At 66.3% G+C, this 21,801-nt stretch carries 19 protein-coding genes and 1 tRNA gene; 9 read left to right on the top strand and 11 right to left on the bottom strand.

The features are described 5' to 3' along the window. Positions 1-34 precede the first annotated feature (34 nt). The 4 genes from ACFWCF_RS18040 to ACFWCF_RS18025 form a co-directional block, all read right to left on the bottom strand. Positions 35-637: a PIN domain-containing protein gene (locus ACFWCF_RS18040; protein ID WP_378563985.1), complete on the bottom strand. Its 603-nt coding sequence runs from the start codon at positions 635-637 to the stop codon at positions 35-37. Positions 638-661: 24 nt separating this feature from the next. Beyond that, the gene (locus ACFWCF_RS18035) at positions 662-991 is read right to left on the bottom strand and encodes an excisionase family DNA-binding protein (RefSeq protein WP_378563983.1); all 330 of its coding nucleotides are present in this window, start codon (positions 989-991) and stop codon (positions 662-664) included. 9 nt (positions 992-1,000) lie between these two features. Beyond that, positions 1,001-1,639: a ScbR family autoregulator-binding transcription factor gene (locus ACFWCF_RS18030; protein ID WP_378563981.1), complete on the bottom strand. Its 639-nt coding sequence runs from the start codon at positions 1,637-1,639 to the stop codon at positions 1,001-1,003. Positions 1,640-1,850: 211 nt separating this feature from the next. Next, positions 1,851-2,444 carry a TetR/AcrR family transcriptional regulator gene (locus ACFWCF_RS18025; protein WP_378564085.1) on the bottom strand — a complete coding sequence of 198 codons (594 nt, stop codon included), beginning with the start codon at positions 2,442-2,444 and terminating at the stop codon, positions 1,851-1,853. Between the two features lie 209 nt (positions 2,445-2,653). Between ACFWCF_RS18025 and ACFWCF_RS18020 the strand changes: the two genes are divergently transcribed. The 5 genes from ACFWCF_RS18020 (at position 2,654) to ACFWCF_RS18000 (ending at position 6,776) form a co-directional block, all read left to right on the top strand. After that, positions 2,654-2,725 (top strand) — tRNA-Gln (locus ACFWCF_RS18020). An 82-nt stretch (positions 2,726-2,807) separates the two neighbouring features. Further along, on the top strand, positions 2,808-4,286 hold the full coding sequence (gene glmU / locus ACFWCF_RS18015; protein ID WP_378563979.1) for a bifunctional UDP-N-acetylglucosamine diphosphorylase/glucosamine-1-phosphate N-acetyltransferase GlmU: 1,479 nt from the start codon (positions 2,808-2,810) through the stop codon (positions 4,284-4,286). Next, positions 4,283-5,260, top strand: a complete 978-nt coding sequence (locus tag ACFWCF_RS18010; protein ID WP_378563977.1) for a ribose-phosphate diphosphokinase — start codon at positions 4,283-4,285, stop codon at positions 5,258-5,260. The genes glmU and ACFWCF_RS18010 overlap by 4 nt, the downstream gene beginning before the upstream one ends. A 29-nt stretch (positions 5,261-5,289) precedes the next feature. Then, positions 5,290-5,919 carry a DUF2461 domain-containing protein gene (locus tag ACFWCF_RS18005; protein ID WP_378563975.1) on the top strand — a complete coding sequence of 210 codons (630 nt, stop codon included), beginning with the start codon at positions 5,290-5,292 and terminating at the stop codon, positions 5,917-5,919. A gap of 191 nt (positions 5,920-6,110) precedes the next feature. Continuing rightward, on the top strand, positions 6,111-6,776 hold the full coding sequence (locus tag ACFWCF_RS18000) for a hypothetical protein (RefSeq protein WP_378563973.1): 666 nt from the start codon (positions 6,111-6,113) through the stop codon (positions 6,774-6,776). 82 nt (positions 6,777-6,858) lie between these two features. Here ACFWCF_RS18000 and ACFWCF_RS17995 read toward each other — a convergent pair whose 3' ends face one another. The 3 genes from ACFWCF_RS17995 to ACFWCF_RS17985 all read right to left on the bottom strand — a co-directional run bounded on the left by ACFWCF_RS17995 (position 6,859) and on the right by ACFWCF_RS17985 (position 10,718). Beyond that, positions 6,859-7,923 carry a hypothetical protein gene (locus tag ACFWCF_RS17995; RefSeq protein ID WP_378563971.1) on the bottom strand — a complete coding sequence of 355 codons (1,065 nt, stop codon included), beginning with the start codon at positions 7,921-7,923 and terminating at the stop codon, positions 6,859-6,861. Between the two features lie 143 nt (positions 7,924-8,066). After that, positions 8,067-9,026 carry an alpha/beta hydrolase fold domain-containing protein gene (locus tag ACFWCF_RS17990; protein WP_378563969.1) on the bottom strand — a complete coding sequence of 320 codons (960 nt, stop codon included), beginning with the start codon at positions 9,024-9,026 and terminating at the stop codon, positions 8,067-8,069. A gap of 36 nt (positions 9,027-9,062) precedes the next feature. After that, positions 9,063-10,718 carry a flavin-containing monooxygenase gene (locus tag ACFWCF_RS17985; RefSeq protein ID WP_378563967.1) on the bottom strand — a complete coding sequence of 552 codons (1,656 nt, stop codon included), beginning with the start codon at positions 10,716-10,718 and terminating at the stop codon, positions 9,063-9,065. 208 nt (positions 10,719-10,926) lie between these two features. Here ACFWCF_RS17985 and ACFWCF_RS17980 point away from each other — a divergent pair, with 208 nt between their 5' ends. The 3 genes from ACFWCF_RS17980 (at position 10,927) to ACFWCF_RS17970 (ending at position 16,001) form a co-directional block, all read left to right on the top strand. Then, positions 10,927-13,197 carry a LuxR C-terminal-related transcriptional regulator gene (locus ACFWCF_RS17980; RefSeq protein ID WP_378563965.1) on the top strand — a complete coding sequence of 757 codons (2,271 nt, stop codon included), beginning with the start codon at positions 10,927-10,929 and terminating at the stop codon, positions 13,195-13,197. 354 nt (positions 13,198-13,551) lie between these two features. Continuing rightward, positions 13,552-14,226, top strand: coding sequence for a twin-arginine translocation signal domain-containing protein (locus ACFWCF_RS17975; RefSeq protein WP_378490429.1), 675 nt, complete (start codon positions 13,552-13,554; stop codon positions 14,224-14,226). A gap of 2 nt (positions 14,227-14,228) precedes the next feature. Next, positions 14,229-16,001, top strand: a complete 1,773-nt coding sequence (locus tag ACFWCF_RS17970; RefSeq protein ID WP_378563963.1) for a GMC family oxidoreductase N-terminal domain-containing protein — start codon at positions 14,229-14,231, stop codon at positions 15,999-16,001. 95 nt (positions 16,002-16,096) lie between these two features. Here the strand turns inward: ACFWCF_RS17970 and egtD are convergent, their stop codons facing one another. From egtD to egtA, 4 genes are read right to left on the bottom strand one after another with little or no spacing between them, the layout of a single operon-like run. Next, the gene (gene egtD / locus ACFWCF_RS17965) at positions 16,097-17,053 is read right to left on the bottom strand and encodes an L-histidine N(alpha)-methyltransferase (RefSeq protein ID WP_378563961.1); all 957 of its coding nucleotides are present in this window, start codon (positions 17,051-17,053) and stop codon (positions 16,097-16,099) included. Beyond that, on the bottom strand, positions 17,050-17,799 hold the full coding sequence (egtC, locus tag ACFWCF_RS17960; protein WP_378563959.1) for an ergothioneine biosynthesis protein EgtC: 750 nt from the start codon (positions 17,797-17,799) through the stop codon (positions 17,050-17,052). The genes egtD and egtC overlap by 4 nt, the downstream gene beginning before the upstream one ends. After that, complete coding sequence (gene egtB, locus ACFWCF_RS17955) at positions 17,792-19,099, bottom strand: ergothioneine biosynthesis protein EgtB (RefSeq protein ID WP_378490453.1); 1,308 nt, start codon at positions 19,097-19,099, stop codon at positions 17,792-17,794. The genes egtC and egtB overlap by 8 nt, the downstream gene beginning before the upstream one ends. Positions 19,100-19,101: 2 nt before the next feature. Beyond that, on the bottom strand, positions 19,102-20,328 hold the full coding sequence (gene egtA, locus ACFWCF_RS17950; RefSeq protein WP_378564082.1) for an ergothioneine biosynthesis glutamate--cysteine ligase EgtA: 1,227 nt from the start codon (positions 20,326-20,328) through the stop codon (positions 19,102-19,104). 154 nt (positions 20,329-20,482) lie between these two features. Between egtA and ACFWCF_RS17945 the strand changes: the two genes are divergently transcribed. Further along, positions 20,483-21,739, top strand: coding sequence for an aminotransferase class V-fold PLP-dependent enzyme (locus ACFWCF_RS17945; RefSeq protein ID WP_378563957.1), 1,257 nt, complete (start codon positions 20,483-20,485; stop codon positions 21,737-21,739). Positions 21,740-21,801 lie beyond the last annotated feature (62 nt).

Below are 21,801 nucleotides of genomic sequence, written 5' to 3'. Positions count from 1 at the left end.
GGGGGCGACAGGTGTGGACGGCCAGGGCATAGAGCTACCGGAACCGCGCCTCATCGGCATAGGCGGCGAGGAGGCTCGCGCTGCTGCCACCGAGCGCCCGTCCCGCCCATTCGGAGAGCCGGCCCAGCAGCTCGGCGTCGGTGGGGCCGTCGGCCTCGGTGGCGCCCGGCTGCGCCGGCAGCCATCGGCGGCGCACCACACGCAGCAAAGTGCGCTGCGCTGCGTCGGGAGCCGCGTCGAGAACGAAGGTGACGAAAGCGTCTGCGGTCCACGGCTCGACGTCGACTCGCTCGAGGGCCTTCGCGAGCATCGGTGTTTCGGTGACCACGGCGTCGGCGTGGGAAAGCAACGCCACCGACATCATGTGTGTCTCCGCGGGGTCGACGACATACGGCACCTCCCGCAATACGGTGGTCGGCCACGTGACCCGCGCCTCGGGGAACGCCCGCTCGAGTTCCGCGAAGAGATAGTCCCGGGTTGCGCGCGGCAGATCCGACGGCAGCCGACGGTCCACCTCCGCGACGATGCCGTCGCTCCAGAACGGTTGGCAGTGACCGTCTTCGGCGAAAGCCAACGCGATGTCGCGAACTCGCGGTCGGACCAATGCGGTCGCCCCCAAGACCACCCGAACCGGCACGCCCGTCCCCCTTTTTCGAAATCGTCAGAACTCGTCGTACAGACCTTCGCGGCGTGACAGTTCGGCAAGACTGTCGAGCACCTCTGTACGGATCCGCCCCTGTCGATCGGCGTAGGCAAGCACATCGGCACGCGACATCCTGCGGTGCAGTCCGTGAAACTCGGCGGGCAGGGCACCGGTATCGATCAGCTGTGCGATGTGCTGCCGTGAGCCGCCGAGGACATCCGCTGCCTGCCGGACGGTCAACAGAGCAGGCACCGCCGAGAATGTGACCACGACGTCGGGTCCGAGATCGTCGATGGCGCGCGCGAGTGCGCTCGGGGCCTGCTTCGCGTCGAAGGGTCCGAAGTTCACAGCGCGACCTTACGAGACGCGCAACCGTCGCGAGACGAACTGACGGAAATACCCGAGTTTGTCTGCGGGTACGAGCGCGGGCAGCAGGATCGACCACAGCGATTCGATCTGTTCGGCCAGTTGATCCGGACGGCCCAGCGCCTCGGACACGATCCGCGCACCGGTGACCGTCTGCATGAGCAGAAGAGATACCGCGTCGACGTCGACGGACTCCACCAGGTCGTCTTCGTCGCGGGCGCGCTGGATGAGCCCCTGCACAGAGTCGAACCAGAGGCCGAACGGTGCGGCGTCGACCCCGCGGTAATCGCCGATCTCCACGAGCAGCCTGTACATCGCACGCACGATTTGGTCGGACTCGGACAGGGTCGCGTTGAGGACCGAGACCTCGATCGCGGTTTCGAGTGCAGGCGCGCGTTGCTCCATCTTGCTTCGCGCGGCGGCACCGAATCGCTCGACACCTGCATCGATGACACCGCGGGCAAGCTCTTCCTTGGAACCGAAATGGAAGTAGAGCGCACCCTTGGTGACGCCCGCCTCGTCGATGATCTCGTTGAGGCTCGCATTGGCGTATCCGAGCCGCACGAAGACTTCTGCTGCTCCACCGAGTACTGCGTCGCGCGTTACTTCCGCCCGAACCTGGCGCGCCATGCCCACCGCCTCCCTCGTGCAACGACCGTGACAGCCGAACCACCGAACCCAGCGTCAAGTATGAGAATGGGCAGTTTACCTCATACCGACCTTGCTGTGGCCTCGATAGGCGACAGCCCGCATACCGTAACACCGACAGACAAACCGCATGCAGGTGACATAGGTCCCGAAAACGACACAATGCGGTGAAGCAATGAAGATCTACGGCGATTCAGTCGGTTCCCAGCGTCGGATCGGCTTCCAGGCGGGTCAAGCCGTTCCAGCACAGATTGACCAGATGCGCGGCCACCACTTCCTTCGAGGGCGTCCGCTCGTCGAGCCACCACGTGGCCGTCGTCGCAACCATGCCCACCAGCGCCTGCGCGTACAACGGCGCGAGCTCGGGGTTCAGTCCTCTACGTGAGAAGTCTCCGGTGAGCAATTGGCCGACCTGACGCATGGCTTCGTTGAGCAGGCTCGAGTAGGTGCCTTCCTCGGCCGCCATCGGCGAGTCCCGCACGAGAATGCGGAAACCGTCGGTACGCTCCTCGACATAGGTGAGTAGTGCGAGAGCGGCACGCTCCACACGGACGCGCGACCGGTTGCGTGTCAGGGATTCGGTGACCATCGACATCAGGATCGTCATCTCCCGATCCACGACCACCGCATACAAGCCTTCCTTACCTCCGAAATGCTCGTACACCACAGGCTTGGACACCTGCGCCCGCTGTGCGATCTCTTCTATCGACGCCCCTTCGTACCCACGTTCGGCGAACAGGGCACGCCCGATCTCGATCAGTTGTTCACGCCGCTGGGTGCCGGTCATACGGATGCGCGGATTGCGTTCGGCGGAAGGTTGCGATGATCGCGACACCTGACTCCTTCTCCCACGGCACCACACCGGCACCGTTGTCCGGCTTGTTCCGACCACCCTAGCTACACCCGCGATATCCGCCCCCACATTCGACCTCCGTTCCGTCTCGTGCGAGGATCAGGGGCGCACGCCCGGGGATCGATGCCACGGGGGTGTCGTAGTCCGCCGTGGTGTAATCGGCAGCACCTCTGATTTTGGTTCAGATAGTTCAGGTTCGAGTCCTGGCGGCGGAGCGGGGGACATTTGCCGGAGCCGTCGAGCTCCAGTGCGCACGTCGTCGGGGCGTACGCACGCACGCCGCGCCGAGGGAGCTACATGCAAGTGCAGACCGCGATGATCGTCCTGGCCGCTGGAGCGGGAACGCGAATGCGATCCAAGACACCGAAGGTCCTGCACACACTCGGCGGCCGCTCGATGCTCTCGCATTCCCTGCACGCCGCCGCCGCCGTCGATCCTGCTCACCTCGTCGTGGTGGTCGGCCACGAACGCGAACGTGTCGAGGAAGCCGTCGCCGACCTCGCGAAAGAACTCGGACGCACCGTTACCATCGCGGTCCAGGACGCCCAGAACGGCACCGGTCACGCCGTCCAGTGCGGTCTGACGCAACTCCCCGAGGACTTCACCGGCACCATCGTCGTCACCGCGGCCGACGTGCCGCTGCTGGGTGCCGACACCATCGGTGAGCTTCTCGAGACCCACGCCGATCCCGAGCCCGCGGCAGTCACCGTCCTCACCGCGACGGTGACCGAACCCACCGGCTACGGACGCATCGTGCGCACCACCGACGGAGACGTCGCCTCGATCGTCGAGGAGAAGGACGCCACCACCACCGAGCGCGCCATCACCGAGGTCAACTCCGGTGTGTACGCATTCGACGCCGCACGGCTACGGACATCGCTCGGCGAGCTGAGCACCGACAACGCTCAAGGCGAGCTGTACCTGACCGACGTGATCGGCATCGCCCGTGGCCGCGGCGACGTCGTCCGTGCCGTGTACACCGATGACGCGATGCGCGTAGCCGGCGTCAACGATCGTGTGCAGCTCGCCGCGCTGACCTCCGAACTCAACCGGCGTCTCCTCGAGCGCTGGATGCGGGAGGGCGTGACCGTGCTCGACCCGTCGACGACGTGGGTGGACGTCGAGGTCGTCCTCGCCCCCGATGTGACGCTGCATCCCGGTGTCCAGCTCCTCGGCCGTACCGCGATCGCCGAAGACGCCGAGATCGGCCCCGACACCACACTCACCGATGTGCAGGTGGGCGCGGGAGCATCCGTGGTCCGCACACACGGCTCGGGCGCGACGATCGGCGCGTACGCGACCGTCGGCCCGTTCAGCTACCTGCGCCCCGGCACCGAGCTCGGTGCGCACGGCAAGCTCGGCGGCTTCGTCGAGACCAAGAATGCGCAGATCGGCGCCCATTCGAAGGTCCCCCACCTCACCTATGTCGGCGACGCCGAGATCGGTGAACATTCCAACATCGGCGCCTCGAGCGTGTTCGTGAACTACGACGGTGTCGAGAAGTACCGCACGGTGGTGGGATCGCATGTCCGCACGGGTTCCGACACGATGTTCGTAGCGCCGGTGAACGTCGGTGACGGGGCCTACACGGGTGCCGGAACGGTGCTGCGCCGCGACGTCCCGCCGGGGGCACTGGCGGTGTCGGGTGCGCCACAGCGCAATATTGAGGGGTGGGTCCAGCGAAACCGCGCTGGGACCGACGCTGCCGAGGCAGCATTGCACGCACAGCAAGCAGAGCACGATCACGAGCGCCAGAAGGACGGCCAGGACCTGTGACCAATTGGATCGACAACCAGAAGAACTTGATGCTCTTCTCCGGCCGGGCACATCCCGAGCTGGCAGAGCAGGTCGCTAAGGAACTCGGCGTCCCCCTCACCCCGCAGACCGCCCGCGACTTCGCGAACGGCGAGACCTTCGTCCGTTTCGAGGAGTCGGTGCGCGGCTCCGACGCGTTCGTGCTGCAGAGCCACCCGTTCCCGCTCAACGAGTGGGTCATGGAACAGCTCATCATGATCGACGCGCTCAAGCGTGGGTCTGCCAAGCGCATCACTGCGATCCTGCCGTTCTACCCGTACGCACGCCAGGACAAGAAGCACCGCGGACGCGAGCCCATCTCGGCCCGCCTCATCGCCGATCTGCTCAAGACCGCAGGCGCCGACCGCATCATCACGGTCGACCTGCACACCGACCAGATCCAGGGCTTCTTCGACGGCCCGGTCGACCACATGCACGCGCAGGGTCAGCTCGCCGAGTACATCCGCGGCAAGTACGGCGTCGACAACATCGCCGTCGTCTCCCCCGATTCGGGTCGCGTGCGTGTCGCGGAGAAGTGGGCCGACACTCTCGGCGGCGCTCCCCTCGCGTTCATCCACAAGACCCGCGACCCGCTGGTGCCGAACCAGGTGAAGTCGAACCGCGTGGTCGGTGAGGTCGAGGGCCGCACCTGCATCCTGATCGACGACATGATCGACACCGGCGGCACCATCGCCGGCGCCGTCAAGATCCTGCGCGAGGCCGGCGCGGGCGATGTCATCATCGCCGCCACGCACGGCGTGCTCTCCGACCCGGCCGCCGAGCGCCTCGCCGCATGCGGCGCGCAGGAGGTCATCGTCACCAACACGTTGCCGATCCCCCCGGAGAAGCAGTTCGATTCGCTCACCGTGCTCACCATCGCACCGCTGCTCGCGCAGACGATCCGCGAGGTGTTCGAGAACGGCTCCGTCACGTCGCTCTTCAACGGCGTCGCCTGACCGGTTCCAACGCAGGGCAGACTGACGGGATGTTCACAGGATTTCCCGTCGCGGCGCTCGACTTCTACGAGGATCTCGAGGCCGACAACAGCAGAGCATTCTGGGCCGCGCACAAGGCCGTCTACGACGACTGCGTGCGCGGCCCGATGCTTGCCCTGCTCAGCGAACTCGAAGGCGAGTTCGGTGAGGGTAAGGCGTTCCGTCCGTATCGAGACGTCCGGTTCAGCAAGGACAAACTCCCGTACAAGACCCATCAGGGCGGCTACGTCGCTACCGGTCCTGGTATCGGGTTCTACGCCGAGATCAACGCTGCGGGGCTACGGATCGCCGGCGGATCCTATGCCGCGACGTCGGCTCAGCTCGCCGGGCTCCGCTCTGCGATCGACGACGAGCGTCGTGGCAGCGAACTCGACAAGATCGTGCGCCGCATGACACGCGCCGGATATGAGATCGACGGCGAGCAATTGAAGACACGTCCGCGGGGGTTCTCGGTGGATCATCCGCGCATCGACCTGTTGCGGTACAAGACACTGCATGCCGGCCGCACCGAGGTGTCACCGCCGTGGCTCGACACCGCTCGCACCCTCGACGAGGTGCGAGGTTCGTGGCGGGAGTTCCGTCCCCTCGTCGAGTGGCTCACGGCTGCCATGGCGACGTGATCGGCCTCGCGGCCGACCAAACCGTTCGGTTTGCAAATGTCGTGCAGCACAATGGTTTGTCGTCACACTCACGTCACACAACCGTCACCGCACGTACATCGATGATCTTCATCACGCCGCCGTGGAACGTCGCAGGTCGAATCAGACCCCGGGCAGCGGACACCGGGTCGTTTGACCTAGGGTGGCTCCTCGTGATCGACGCGCAGACTCTCGAGGCCTCCCTGGAAACCCCGACAAATCGGATTGCGCAAAGGTGGTCGCCCGGCGCCTGCGTGTGGTGCGGCGACACCGACTCGGTAGAAGAGTTCCGAAACGAACCTCGTTGCACCACTTGCCGCGGACACGAATCTGTGATCGACGAGGCCCGACGTTTCATGGGCACCTACGGCCTGCGTCCCATCGGCGGCACTCTGCAGTCCGACGACGAGGAAGAGTACGACCACCGGGTCGCCGCACGCGATGCGCGCCGTGCCCTCAACGACATTCGCCTCGACGAGCAGCCGGATCCCGCGCTCGTCCGTAAGGCCCTGCGCCCCCGCGCGGCAGCCATCGTCGCCGACAAACCGGCCGCCACGAAGTCGAGCTCCACGTCGCGCTCGTCGAGCCCTGCGGCGTCGGCTTCCCGCCGTACCTCCGCTGCGGCCGCAGCCACTACGAGCGTCGACCTCGACGAGATCCAGAGCCGCGCACTCGCGTTGCTCGATCAGCTCTCCGCGATCGATGCCCAGCTCGCGCTGGTCGCCGAGCAGTCGGGCCTTGCGGCCCGTGCTCGCCGCAGCGATCTCGAGAAGCAGAAGGCGACCGTGCTGCGCACCCTCGCCGCGTTGGAGAAGGCTCGGCTGAGCGCCGCGAAGTAAGAGCACCGCCGCGGCGTTCTCGGGCACTTTTCGATCACAAGCCCGAGAACGCATCCGGCAGGCCGACTACGACGGCGAGCCGTCAGGTCAGAGCACCATCGGCGATTTCGACCGTGAGCGGGACCAGTTCGTCGCAGTTCGGGGTGTCGCTGGTCAGGACGACCACCGGAACGTTGCGTCCACCCGACCAGTTGTGCCGTTCCACTCCGGGCCGATTGGTGTCGATCACCGATTCGACCGGTGCCGAGATCCGGCAGGAATCGCCGGACTCGCGAATGTGCAATGTCAGGCCGTCGAACATCACTTCGCGGGTGTCGTCGCCTTCGGTGGGCACGAATTCGGGCTCGAGTCCGTAGTGGATGCTCCACGTTTGCGGCGCGGCGTTGTCCGCGTGCGGTGTGAGGACACACCGGTACGGATCGCTGCCGATCTGCCATCCGACCAGATCTTCCGGTGCGAAGCTGCCGACGATCTCGCACGGATCGGCCGCTGCCAGCCGGATTCTGCCCTGACCGCTGGTCGGTCGTGCCGGCAACGACGGCACCCGCGCCAGCGTCACCGAGAGGACGTCCGCTGCCACATCGCACACCGGCACCACGTCGCCGATCGATTCGTCGGAGCGGTACTGCGTGGCCTCGATCGTGGCGAACCGCGTGGGTGGAACCGCGTCGGCAGTCACGGTGACGGGGATGTCCAGCGCGAATCTCAACGTGCAGCCTGCGGAGTTGTCGCGCGCTGTGGTGGTCCGATAGACCTCGGTGTCGCCGAACGACCTGTCGAGTCGGCCATCCGTGGTCGGCGCAGGCGACAGGTCGATGGTGACGTTCAGTTCGTCGTGCTTCGCTCCCCCGGGCGGGTGTGCGACGGCCGTGCACGTGTCGAGTGCGAGTTGCGGCCCGAGTTGACGCACTTCGCCGTATCCGGCAATCACCTTTTCCGGTAGCAGTCCGCACGGGTCGAGCCGTCGCAGTCTCTCTGCGACTTCGAGCAGCATCTTGTCGGCCGGGATGATCGAACGACTGTGAGTATTGGGGGCGAGGTACTCGACGGGAGCGGACGGTGTCTCGGTCGGTGTTCCTGCCATGACAGTCGCGCATCCCGTGAGCGCGGACGGCACGACAACGGACGCGACGACGGCAACCGCCATCGACCGTGTGCCTCCCCGCACGCCGACCACCGACTTTCCCAAAGAATCGTCAACCGATCGTCAAGGTCGACGTCACCAACGTACGGCATTTCCGACGAATCGGCTCGCTCGGCGCGCGACATGTCGCGCGCCGGGCCGTCCGTTCACTGCACTGCGCTGGGCACCGTGATCGAGCCGATGTAATCACAGACGGCAGCAAGAACCTCGTTGCTCCGAGGCACCGCCCCCGACATCCAGAACACACCGTGCACGAGCCCGTCGAATCGGCGAACGGTCGCGTCGACGCCCGCGGCCTCCAACCTGGCCGCATAGTCCTCGGCCTCGTCTCGCCCGACCTCGTACTCGTTGGTGAGCACGAGCGCCGGAGGAAGACCACTCGGATCACCGGCGCGGGACGGTACTGCGTACGGGTTGCTCGCGTCGCCGGGCGCGTCCAGATACTGCATCCAGAACCAGTCGAGCCCCCGCTTCGTGATGACGTAGCCCTCCGCATATTCGCGGGTCGACGGGAACTCCGCGCTCGGGTCGATCACCGGATAGATCAGCACCTGCCCACGCAGACTCGGCCCTGCCTCGTTGCGGGCGCGCAGCGCCGTCACGGCCGCGAGGTTGCCACCGGCGCTGTCGCCGGCGATCACGATGTTGTCCGGGTCACCGCCGAAGTCCGCAATGTGCGCGGCGACCCAGTTCAGTGCCGCGCAGGCGTCGTCGGGCGCGGCAGGGAATCGGTGCTCGGGGGCCAATCGGTACTCGGCGGACACCACGATGGCTCCCGTGCCGTTGGCGACCGCACGGCAGGGTTCGTCGGCGACGTCGATGCTCCCGCCGATGAAGCCGCCGCCGTGGAAGTAGAGCACCACGGGCAACGGCGTCTCGGGCACCGGCCCTGCCGCCGCGGGAACATAGATGCGCACCGGCAGATCACCGCCGCCTCCCGGGAAGGTGAGGTTCACGACACGCGCGACGTCCTGCGCGGGAGCCTGAAGTCCGGTGAAAGTGTCGATCACTGCGCGTGCCTGCTCGACGGAGAGTTGTTCGAACGAGGTGAACCCCTGAGAGTTCAGTGCCTCGATGAGCTGGGCTACGTGGTCGTCCAGAGCCATGGGAATTCCTCGATGTCCAGGTGTGGGTAGGTCGGATCAGGACGCGAGCGAGACGCGCTTCGCGCCTGTGTCGGCGCCGACGAGAGTGAATCCCTCGTAGCCGCGTTCGATCACCTCGGCGCACTTGGCCCGGTAGGTCGGCGCGCCACCGAGATACACGAGGCACACTCGGGGTTTGCCCGGAATATTTGCGCCCATGTACCAGGAGTCGGTGTTCGGCATCAACGTCGAGTTCGCGAGTTCCGCGCAGTGTTCGACCCACGCGTTCTCCGCGTCCGCGACCGGTTCGATCGTGTCGAGGTCTCGGCCCCGGAGGTACTCGATGGACGCCGCTGCGAAGTCCACGTGGTCCTCGATCGCCAACGGCATGTTGTAGAGCACCGACGGGGACTGCGGCCCGGTGATCAGGAACAGGTTCGGGAAGTCGTGCATCATCAGGCCCAGATACGTGCGGGGACCGTCCGCGAACTTGTCTTCGAGGCGCAGCCCGTCGCGTCCGACGATGCCCATGGCCAGCAGCGGGCCGGTCATCGCATCGAATCCGGTGGCCAGGACGATCACGTCGAGTTCGTGCTCGATGCCGCCGGTACGCACGCCCGAAGTGGTGATTTCCTCGATCGGTGCGTTCTTGACGTCGACGAGTGTCACGTTGTCACGGTTGTACGTCTCGTAGTAGTTCGTCTCGAGCGGGGGCCGCTTCGTCGCGTACGGGTAGGTCACCGGTGCGAGGAGCTTCGCGACCTCGGGGTCGTTCACCCGCTCGTGGATGCGCTCACGGATGTACTCCGACACCGTGTCGTTGGCTTCCTTGTCGAACAGGATGTCGCGGAAGCTGTCGATGAACAGCCGGAAGCCGCCGGCGTCCCAGCGCTCGTCGAACACTCGGCGTCGCTCGTGCGCGAAGACCTCGAGTGCCGAATCCTGCACCTGGTCGTACGGCACACCGAGGAAGTGCTTGCGCGCGGCGTCGCGCAACTCCTTGTAGTTGGCCTTGACCTGGGCCATCTCTGTCTCGTCCGTCGGGGCGTTGCCGATCGGGGTCGCGTAGTTCGGGGTCCGCTGGAACACGGTGAGGTGCCCGGCTTCCTTTGCGATCTCCGTGATGGCCTGGATGCCACTCGAGCCCGTACCGATGATGCCTACCCGCTTACCGGTGAAGTCGACGCCTCCGTGCGGCCAATTGCCCGTCAGGTAGGTCTCGCCTGCGAATGCGTCGATGCCCGGGAACTCCGGTGTCTTCGGCACCGACAGGTTGCCTGCACCCGAGATGAAGTACCGGCCGGTCACGGTCTCCCCGGTGTGCGTGGTCACCGTCCAGAAGCGGGCATCGTCGTCCCACACCACCGACTCGATGCGGGTCTCGAACGTGATGTCCTTGCGGAGGTCGAATCGGTCCGCGACGTGATTCAGGTACTCGAGGATCTCGGGTTGTGCAGCGAACTTCTCGCTCCAATGCCATTCCTGCTGGAGTTCCTCCGAGAAGGAGTACGAGTAGTGCACCGACTCGATGTCGACGCGAGCACCGGGGTACCGGTTCCAGTACCACGTCCCGCCGACGTCGCCTGCAGCATCGAAAACCCTGGTCGACAGGCCCATCAGGTCGCGGAACTTGTGCAGGGCGTACAGCCCGGTGAAGCCGGCGCCCACCACGATGACGTCGACATCGGGGGTCGTGGAACGGGGGAAAGGCATAGCGTGGCTCCTCGTGAATCGCAGTGGAGAAGGTCGAGAACAACCATGACGCGCATCACACCCGCCGGACACGGGGTGAATTACCCCCTTCGCTACCTGTGTTACCCGTCACAGCGAGTGGGGTATGTTCGGCGGCGTCCCCGAGAACACCCAGGAGTCCGCGCTGCCTTCGCACACATCCCCTCCTCGATCCATGGCCGGTAGGTCCATGACGAGCTTCGTCGGGCGTCGACACGAACTCGACGCTGCCCGCTCATGCCTGCAGCAATCTCGGCTCGTCTCGTTGGTCGGCCCCGGAGGTGTGGGTAAAACGCGGTTCGCCGAGGAACTCGTCGACCGCACCGGGCGTGTCTTCCGCGATGCACCTGCGTGGATCGACCTGGCACCCGTAGGCGATCCGGGGGCGGCCGCGGCTGCCGCAGCTGCGGCCCTGGGGGTGACGGACCAATCGAGCAAACCGGTGGTCGACAAGCTCACCGACCGGGTGCGCGGACGGCAGATGCTCATCGTCATCGACAATTGCGAACATCTGCTCTCGCCCGTCGTCGAACTTGTCGCCGCCATCCTCGCGGCTGCTCCCGAGATCCGGATCGTCACGACGAGCCGTGAGCCACTGCGCATCGCCGGTGAGCAGATCTACGATCTGCCGCCGCTCTCCCTACCGGAGCATTCGGAGCACTACCGTGCAGCCGAGGTCGCTCACTTCGAAGCCGTGTCACTGCTCGTCGAGCGAGTCCGCAGCACGGTATCCGATTTCGAGCTCACCGACGCCAATGTCATTGCAGTGGTTCAGCTGTGCCGAAGACTCGACGGTATTCCGCTGGCAATCGAGCTCGCCGCCGCGAAGTTGCGCTTGCTCTCTCCCGCTCAGCTCGTCGAACGGCTCGACCGGCGTTTCGCCCTGCTCACCGGCGGCGATCGGAGCGCACTGCCTCGCCAGCAGACGTTGCGTGCGCTCGTCGATTGGAGCTACGAATTGTGTTCCGGCCCAGAGCGCTCGCTGTGGGCACGATTGTCGGTTTTCGCAGGCGGGTTCGATCTCGACGCTGCGGAGGCCGTGTGCGGGTTCGGCGACATCCGTTCGGGCGACGTCCTCGACCTGCTGGACCGGCTGATCGCGAAGTCCCTCGTGATCGTGGACCGGTCATCGGATCCGGTTCGCTACAACCAGCTCATGACCGTGCGGGAGTATGGAAGCGAACTGCTCGAGGCAGCCGGCGACACCGACATCCTCTGCCTTCGGCACCGCGACCACTTCGCTGCTCTCGCGTCGACGTCCGTCCGACATTGGTGCGGCCCGGACCAATCCGGGGTTCTGGCGCAGCTGCGAGGCGACCACGCCAACCTCATGGCCGCCCTCGACTGGTCTCTCCGCACGGCCGGCGAGGTACCCGTCGCAGCGGAATTCGCGGTCGCATTGCGCTATCACTGGATTGCAGGTGGCTACCTGTCGTACGGTCGGCGCCGCGTCGAGCAGGTTCTGGACCATCTGGCCGATCCGGTGCGTGAGCGTGGCGATGCACTGTGGGTGGCCGCGTGGATCGCGCTCATCCAGGGCGACCACGACGCAGCCCATCGCTACCTCGCCGAATGCAGCTCTCTCGCCACCGCACTCGGCGACGTCACGCTTCGCGCGCATGCCGACCATTGGCGGGGTCTGCACGAATTGTTCAGCGGGCACACCGCGCACGCGATCACCCTCTTCCACGCCGCAATCGCGGTGCACCGCGACAACGACGACACCGCGTCGGTGCTCACCGCCGAGTTCCAGCTCGCGATGGCGCAATGCTACGAAGGCCTCCACGACGAAGCACTGGCCACCTGCTCCCGGGTGTTCGAACTGGCAGATCGATACGGGGAGAAATGGAACCACGCCTATGCGCTGTGGGTGTCCGCGCTCGTGCACGTCCACCGGGGTGACACCACCGCTGCAGTGGATGCTTCTCAGCAAGCTCTGCGCATCCAGCAGCATTACAAGGACAAGATCTGCACGGCTCTGTCCATTGAGGTCCTTGCGTGGGCCGCGGTCGCCCGCGCCGACGCCGAGCTGTCCGCACGGTTGTTCGGGGTCGCCGCAGTCGTGTGGACACGACTGGGCACCACCGTGGGCGCGTTCGGCCCGCACACGACCGACGATTCGCATGCCGCCCGTGACGCGGCCCGGAATTCCCTCGGCGACAGTACGTTCGACAAGCTGTCATCCCCACCGGAAGGCATGACCATCACCCAGGCCGTGTCGTTCGCCCTGGGTGAGCAGCCGTCGCTGCCAGTCCGGGTGGTCAAGGACACCTCGCCGTTGACCAAACGAGAATTCGAGATCGCCCGGCTCGTCGCAGACGGCATGAGCAACCGCGCCGTCGCCGACAAACTCGTCATCTCTCCCCGCACCGTCGACGGGCATGTCGAGCGAATCCTCGCAAAACTCGGCGTCACGTCCCGGACACGGATCGCGACCTGGGTGACGGCTCACAACGGCTGAGCCTCATGCCGAACCACCACAGCGACGACCCGCCAGCGGCGAGCGCACCCAACGAGGCGATGAGCACGACGACGCCGAACGCGGTGGTTGCCGGGTGCGAAGCCGCGGATACCTCCGCACGAGCGTGACGAGCAACCGGAGGGTCGCGCCGTAACTCTCGTGGTCGAACGGTGGGAGTGCTGGGTGGCAGCATCCGGTCGCGACCGCCATGAGCAAGAGGGTGGGGGCGGGACGTCGTGGTTCCGAAGTTTCCGTGTCGAGGCGCCGCTGTGCAACCGGGCCGGGTGGACGCGCCGTTCCCGGAGATCCGCGGGGAACTTCCGTAAGCTTCGCCCGGACCGAGAAGGGTGGGGCGTGGAGACGAATGCACTGTGGAGTCGACGACGATTCCTTACGGGTGTTGCGGCGACCGGCGCGGCACTGACCAGCGTGGCCTGGTCGTTCAGCGGTGAAGCGGCGGCACAGCCTGCGCAGTCGAACCCTTCCGTCCGCGACACGATCAACGGAATCCTGGCGTTCGTCGTCCCTGGAAGCGACCCGTACTCGCAGCACCAGGGTGTGGCGACCGAGTCACCGGGCGGCGTCACACCGGGCACCGCCCAGACGCTCGAGCGCACGTTCGACCTGGCAGTTCCCATCCCGCTTCTCGGAGATCTCGGCATCGACGTCACGGGCTCTGCCGCGATCGCGGCGCTCGTCGATCTCTTCGCGGTCACTGCCGATCCCGCGTCCGTCGCGGGGCCGTTCGCGTCACCGTTCGCGAATCTGTCCTACGACGTCAAAGCGCACGTGTTCGAATTGCTCGACACCGAGCCGCAATTCCCGGGTCGCCCCATCGAGTACGCGGTCAATGCCATCCCCACGCTGGCCGCGTTCGTCGCCTACTCGGAGGTCTCCGCGTTCGATCTCGAACGCCGTGAACTCACCGGACGTCCGGTGGGCTGGGAGCTGTCGGGCTACGAAGGCGTCAGCGACGGGTGGGACGAGTTCCAGGGCTACTACGGTGGCGTCGATCGAGCGGAGGGGTGACGTTGACCGATGTGATCGTGATCGGCGCCGGAGGCGGCGGGCCGGTCGTCGCGAAGGAACTCGCCGCACGGGGTCTCGACGTGCTGGTGATCGAATCCGGGCCACGCTTCGACGACCCCGAGAACCAGTGGACGCACTTCGAGAACGACGCCAACAACCCGATCACCGGGTTCCTCCGCGAAGGTCCCGGCGACCGGTCGAAAGGGCCGTGGCTGCGCGACCTCCCACAGAATTCGTTCGTGTGGCAGGTCTCCGGTGTGGGCGGCGCGACGCTCCACTACTTCGGCAACTCGCCCCGCGCGATGCCCGGTGTGTTCGAGGGTTACGACGGCGCCGACCGCGACATGTACGACACCGAGCACCTGTTCCCCTTCGGGTACGACGAACTGCGCCGCTACTACGAGTGGGTCGAGGCGACACTGCCCGTGCAGACCGCGCCCATGGGCACGAAGGAGAAAATCTTTCTGCGCGGCGCGGCAGCGATGGGTCTCCCCCACCAGACGTCGCTCGATACCACCGGCCCGGCGCATCGCGCGCAGCAGAACGCGATCCTGCAGCCCGGCGGTACCGCCGGACGCACCCGCGACCCCGCGCTGCTGCATCATCCGCAGGCTCGCGGCTGCACGATGTGCGGGCATTGCTATCAGGGCTGTTCTCTGCCGCTGGGTGCGCCGCGGAATCTCAAGGCCCGAAGATCCACGGACAACTCGTACGTGCCGATGATGCTCACCGCCGACGCGTGGTCACCGCACGGCAGGCCCGTCACTCTCGTGACCGACGCCGCGGTCACGAAGATCCTCGTCCACGAGGTCTCCGGGGAGACGGTGGCGCACGGCGTCCGATTCCTGACGGCGGACGGTGAGGAGCACGAAGCGGAAGCTCCGGTCGTCGTATTGGCTGCGGGAGCAATCGAATCGCCGCGCCTGTGGCTCAACTCGGAACTACCCGACCCACACGAGTGGGTCGGACGCGGCCTGACCGACCACCACATGGATGCGGTGTTCGGCGTATTCGACGAGTACACCGGCGAAACCCGTGGTGCCGGCTCGAATGCGCGTGTCGACCTTCCCGGATACGGTGCGATCGAGCAGGTGGGCATGCCGCCGGCGCTGCTGGCGTACTCGCTGGGCTACAGCGACTCGGGGATCCACGGCTACGGTCGCGCGGGTGGTGTGGTCGATACTGCGGGAGCCGACAGCCTCGGCCGACTGGTCGGTCGCGATCTGCTGAGCACACTCTCCGATGCCGACCGTGTCCTCGGCGCACTCGTGATCACCGACGACGACGTCGAACCCGGCAACCGCGTGAGCGTGCCCGGTCTACTACCTGCCGACGAGCACGGAGTGGTTCCGCGCGTGACGATGCAGCACCGCACGAGGTCCGACCGCACCCGGCGCAACCGGGAGTACTGCACCCGCAAGGCCATCGAGTTGATGCGCGCGGCGGGTGCGAAGTCGGTGCACCGCTGCGACTGGCCGCCGTTGATCCTGCATGCACAGTCGAGCATGAGAATGGGTTCTCGCGAAGAGAACTCCGTGCTGGATGCGTCGGGGGAAGCCCGGTGGGTCAAGCGTCTCTACATCGCCGACAACTCGGCGCTCCCGAACAGCCTGGGCGGCCCCAACCCGACCCTGACGACGCAGGCCCTCGCGACACGCACCGCCGAGAACATCGTCGAGACGTACTTCGGTGGTGAGAGGTGGGTGGGACGCGAGGACCCGGTCTCGTCGATCGACGACCGCGTCACGCATGCGGTGGTGGCGCGAGGGTTGTAGACGCGAAAGCGACTTTCCTCAGGTTGTCCGGGTTTCCGTGGGTCGTGAGTCAACGGAAACCCGCACGACAGGAGGAAACTCTCCTTGATTCGACGCTACCGCCGGGATGCAGCGAACAGCGCGAATCTCCCGTCCGGATCGACCCATTCGTGCCGGACGGTGAATCCCGCCTCGTCGAGCTCCTTCCCGATGCCCGCCAACCGGAACTTCGCGGAGATCTCCGTGCACATCTGTTCCCCCGCAGCGAAGGTCAGTTCCAGATCGAGATCTCGGACGTGCACCGTCATCGCCTCTGTCGCTTCGAGTCGCATCTCGATCCATTCGTTCTCGGCGTCCCACACAGCGCGGTGCACGAACTTGTCGGGATCGAAATCGGCGTCGAGCCGACGGTTCAGCACGCGCAGCACGTTGCGGTCGAATTCGGCTGTCACCCCGGCAGCATCGTCGTACGCCGGGATGAGGACATCGAGGTCGACGACGAGACCGGCACCGAGCACCAGCCATTCGCCGGTGTTCAGGATCGTCCCGAGGTTCGACAGGAATTCGGCGCGCTCGCCGGGCGCGAAGTTGCCGATCGTACCGCCGAGAAACGCGACCATGCGGTGTCCGCCCGCAGGCAGGTGCTCGAGAGAACCGGTGAAATCGCTGACCACGCCGCGCACCGCCAGGTCCGGATACTCGGCAGACAGGCGACGCACCGCCGCGCTCAGTGCCGGCTCGGACACGTCCTGCGGAACATACGTATGGATGTACGGTTCCAGCGCGTCGAGCAGCACCCGGGTCTTCTCCGACGAGCCCGACCCGAGCTCCACCAGCATCTCGGGTTTCGCCGCTTCCGCGATGTCCGCGGCGTGTTTCTGCAGCAACGCGAATTCTGTTCGGGTGGGGTAATACTCGGGTAGCGACGTGATCCTGTCGAACAACTCGCTTCCCCGCTCGTCGTACAGCCACGTCGGCGACAAGCGTTTGGGAGTGGACGTGAGTCCACTGCGCGCATCAGCGCGCAGTGTCTCGTCCAACTCTTCGGGCGTGATGTACACGTCGATGGTCACGTAGCGGACACCTCCAGTGGAGTGACGACGAGCTTGCCGGGTATCGCATGGACGAGGTGCTTGTCGGGGACCTGCTGCCAGCGCTGGTCGTCGTCGAACGGTTCCGAACTCACAATGGCGACATTCTCGTCCACGAGCGTCCACAACGAGTGATACCACGCGGTCGCCCACAACCCGGATCCGTTGCACAGCAACATGTTCAGGCGGGACTCCGGCGACCGCGTGACGACGTCGTGGACGAGCGAGATCAACGCGGGTTCCGGTTCCGCCGAACGCAGTCGCGAGCGCAACAGCATCCACAGCGCAGCAGAATCGGTGGGTGAGTCGAGTTCGAGGAGTTCGGACACCGGGAGATTCTCCGCGAGTTCGACGAGCGAACCCGGCCATCCTCGCACCACCCCGTTGAAACTGAAAGCCCACCGGCCATCCGAAAACGGTGCGCTGGCAGAACGTTCCACCGGCATTCCCACCGTCGCGGAACGGAGCGCGATCATCACGGCTTCGGATCTGATCGTCGGCAGCCCCTCGATGACGAACGGGTCGGCCCAGACCGGTTGCGGCGAGCGGTAACGGCCGAGAACACCGAGGTCCGACCACCAGGCCACCCCGAAGCCGTCTGCGTTGACGGTGCCACCGCCGCGCATGTCGGTCGGTGTCCACGATTGCCGCACGAGCGAATTCGGACCGTCAGTGAGCAGGGACGCCACCGACTCGTCCGGGCCGAGGTACCCCAGGTGTCTACACATCCGGCGCCTCGTCCGACTCCGGCGCATCGTGTGCAAGACGGAAACCGGCGAAGATCTGGCGGCGGATCGGATGATCCCAGTTCCGGAATGTACCGCGACAGGCAACTTGGTCGGTCCCGAAGGAACCACCGCGGAGCACACGGAAGTCGCCGCCGAAGAACACTTCCGAGTACTCCCTGTACGGGAACGCACGAAATCCCGGGTAGGGCTCGAAGCGCGACGACGTCCACTCCCACACGTCACCGATCAACTGATGCACGCCGAGCGGTGATACCCCCGCCGGGTAGGCGCCCACCGCAGCCGGACCGAGGTGGCGCTGGCCGAGATTGGCGTGCTCCGGATCGGGGTCGTCGTCTCCCCACGGGTACCGCCGGCTGCGTCCTGTCTCGGGATCCCACCGTGCGGCCTTCTCCCATTCTGCCTCGCTGGGAAGGCGCGCTCCGGCCCAGCGCGCGAACGCGTCGGCCTCGTGGAAGCACACGTGCACGACGGGTTCGTCCGGATGCACGGGTATCTCACGACCGAAACTGCGCCGCCACCAACGACCCTCGGTGTCGCGACGCCAGAACTGAGGTGCTTCGAGGTCCGCGTCGCAGCGGTGCGCCCACCCCGCGTCGCTCCACAGGTCGCGGCGCCGGTAGCCGCCGTCGTCGATGAATCCGGCGAAGCGCCGGTTGGTCACGGGCACCGTCTCGAGCAGAAAAGCGGGCACATACACCCGGCGCGCGGGTTTCTCGTTGTCGAGCGCCCCCGGGTCGGTCGAGGTGCCCATCTCGAACTCTCCCGCCGGGACCAACACTCGACCATGCTCCGGCGGAGTCGCGGCATGTGGCGCCTCCGGGGCGTCGAGCACGGGAGGACCCACACGCAACTGGTGGGTCGCGAGCATCGTTTCGTCGTGCTGCTGCTCGTGCTGCGCCATCATCGAGAAGACGAAACCGTCGCGAGTGAGCTCGGAGTCGAAGTTGCTGTCTTGCAGAACCTTCCATGACAGTTCGCGCACCTCGTCCGCGTACCGACGCGCCCCGTCGGGATCGAGCAGCGGAAGCTCGGTTCTGCTCGCGCGGGGATGCAGGAACGCATCGTAGAGTTCATCGATCCCCTCGCGCACCGGCCCGCCGCCCGCGACTTCACGCAGCAGCCAGCGTTCCTCCTGATTGGCGATGTGCGCGAGATCCCACACGAGAGGACTCATCAGCGGTGAATGCTGCCGAGTCAGTTCGGTATCTGCGATATCCGTCAGCGCGCATGTCCGAGCACGAGCGCGTTGGAGATCGCGTTCGAGGCGGTCCCGCAGCATCTTCACCGCTCGGCCACCCCCGGCGACTGTCCGCGCATACAACGCGTCGCGGCGGCATCGAGCGCCGCGGTGAATCTCATGTCCGGTGAGGACTCCGCGGCCAACGACAACAACCCCACTGCGGCGGCGCGCAACTCGACGGCAGCCAACCCCTGTCGCGCCGACTCGGCCCACAGCTCACGTACCGGCCGGGCGATCGCCGCCGCCTCCGTCATGACCTCCGAACTCCTCAGCAGCGCTTCGATGGTCGCGATCGGCACCTGCCACAGATCGCCCGGCTGCGCGTCCAGGTACCGGACCTCGAGATGACCGCACGGACGCACGGGCGGAAACAGCGTGGTCAGGTGATAGTCGAGATCGGCGAAAGTCGGCCTGCGACGGAGCTCGTCGTCGAGACCGCCGTCGAGCCACTCCGCGAACGAGGCCCCGGGTGGCGCGTGCCACTCCTGGTCTGCCGATCGGACACACAACAACGGGGCGTCGAGCGCCCACGCCGGATACTTCTGGGGATCGGTCACGATTGCGGTGCGCTCGGGATCGAGCGAGAGCCACGTGCGCATCCGCTGCGACACCCACTCCCCTTCCGGAGCACCTCGCAGCACAGGCGAACACCCGAACGCGGCGATCAGGGCGGGGCCGATCGCGTGGAGCAGCTCCCAGCGACGAGCGAGTTCGGCGTCGTCGACTCCCACGTCGACGCTGACCTGTACCGCGGCCGTGCTGTTCATCATCAGACGCCCGAGGGGGCCGATCCGGTCGAATCGCAATTCCATCGCGGAGTACCGCGGTGTGCGGAGCAGACGGTGCGGCGGCCGGATCTCGTCGGTGGCACTGCCGAGCATCGACACCGCGCGGCGTGCGAGCAACGACCGCAGCATCTTCGCATCGGCACCCAGACGATCCACCGTCTGCCGCGCCGACGTGCAGGGCACGCTCGCCAACTCCACCTGTCCGCCCGGTTCCAGACTGACCGAACTCCCCGACGGCAGCGGGCGAGCCGAGGACGACGGCGCGACGGCCTTCGGAGCGTGAGGTCCGAGTGCTTCGACGATCGACGTGAGTTCCGGCCTGGAAGCCGTTCCGTCGGCACGTGAAGTCAGCCATTCGAGCTCCGCGCCGATCAGCCGCGGCGGGCCGAATCGGAAGCTCACCCGCCGTACGTACTCCTCTGCGGAGGCGCGCGGACCGAGTTCCCTGTCGGCGCGCGGCATCGCCGCATCCATCGCCATCACCACTCGATCCACCCTCCTCTGTCGGTGGGCCCGGTCACTGAGCGAGCCTAACGCGCGTATCGGCGCAACGCCCGTAGAACGCTCCGGCGCCGCATCGACCACACTAGATTCGGCAGGAGATCGTGACGACAGGAGAGGGAGGCCCACTTCCATGCTCGACGTGCAGCAGGCCCGCCGCGACACTCCCGGGTGTTTCGAACGGGTGTTCCTCGACAGTGCGGGGTCGTCGCTTCCACCGGCCCCGGTCGTGGATACCGTCGTCGCTCACCTACGACGCGAGGCCGAGATCGGCGGATACGCTGCCGCCAACGAACGCCTCGACGACCTCGCCGGGGTCAAAACCTCCCTCGGACGGCTGTTCGGAGTCGACGCCTCATCCGTTGCGTTGTCCGACAGCGCATCGCGGGCATGGACGTCGTTCTTCTACGCGGTGCCGCTCGAACCGGGCGACCGCATTCTGCTGTCGCAGGCCGAATACGCCGCCAACGCGGTCGCGGCGCTGCAACGCGCCCGCGCCACCGGCGCGCGAGTCGAGGTGGTCCCCTCCGACGACACAGGACGCATCGACATCGAGGCATTGCACGATCTGCTCGACGAACGCGTCAAGCTCGTCTCGGTGGTGCATGCACCGACGAACGGCGGTCTCGTCAATCCGGTCCGCGAGGTATCCGACGCCGCACACGCCGTGGGGGCGCTGGTGCTACTCGATGCGTGCCAATCGGTGGGACAGTTGCCCGTGAGCGTGCCCGAACTGGACGTCGATGCCCTCTCCGGCACCGGTCGCAAATGGTTGCGCGGCCCTCGGGGTACCGGGTTCCTCCACGTGCGTCCCCGGTTGATCGCCGACCTCGAGCCTGCGGCGATCGATCTGCACAGTGCGACGTGGACGTCCCCCGACACGTACGAGCTCGCTCCCGACGCGTCGCGTTTCGAGATGTGGGAGGCCGACGTCGCGGCCCGGCTGGGTCTGGGCGCCGCCGTCGACTATCTGCTCGATCTCGGAGTCGACGCCGTGGTGGAGGCCATCGCCTACCGAGCCGAGCACACCCGCGACGGGCTCGGACGGATCCCGGGTGTCACCGTGCACGATCGTGGTGCCCCACTCGACGGGCACGATCGTGGTGCCCCACTCGACGGGCACGATCGTGGTGCCCCACTCGACGGGCACGATCGTGGTGCCCCACTCAGCGGGATCGTGTCGTTCACCGTCGACGGCATGGAGCCGACGGCCGTGCGCGACGCGCTGGCCGCACAGTCGATCACCGTGACCGTCAGCTCACGCAGCTCCACACTCCTCGACATGTCGCAGCGGAAACTCGAAGCGGTGGTGCGTGCCTCACCGCACTATTTCGTCTCCCCCGCCGATGTCGATCGCTTCCTCGTCGCGGTGCGCACGCTCGCACAGTGAGGCCCGTTCGCATTGCGCATTCGGATCCGGTAAAGTATGTCGAGTTGTCTCGGCGAGGGTGA

The sequence above is a fragment of the Rhodococcus sp. NPDC060090 genome (assembly GCF_042729855.1).
In the GTDB taxonomy this organism is placed as follows: domain Bacteria; phylum Actinomycetota; class Actinomycetes; order Mycobacteriales; family Mycobacteriaceae; genus Rhodococcus.
Note: the sequence above shows the minus strand (reverse complement) of the source record. Positions and strands in the feature narration are given on the sequence as shown.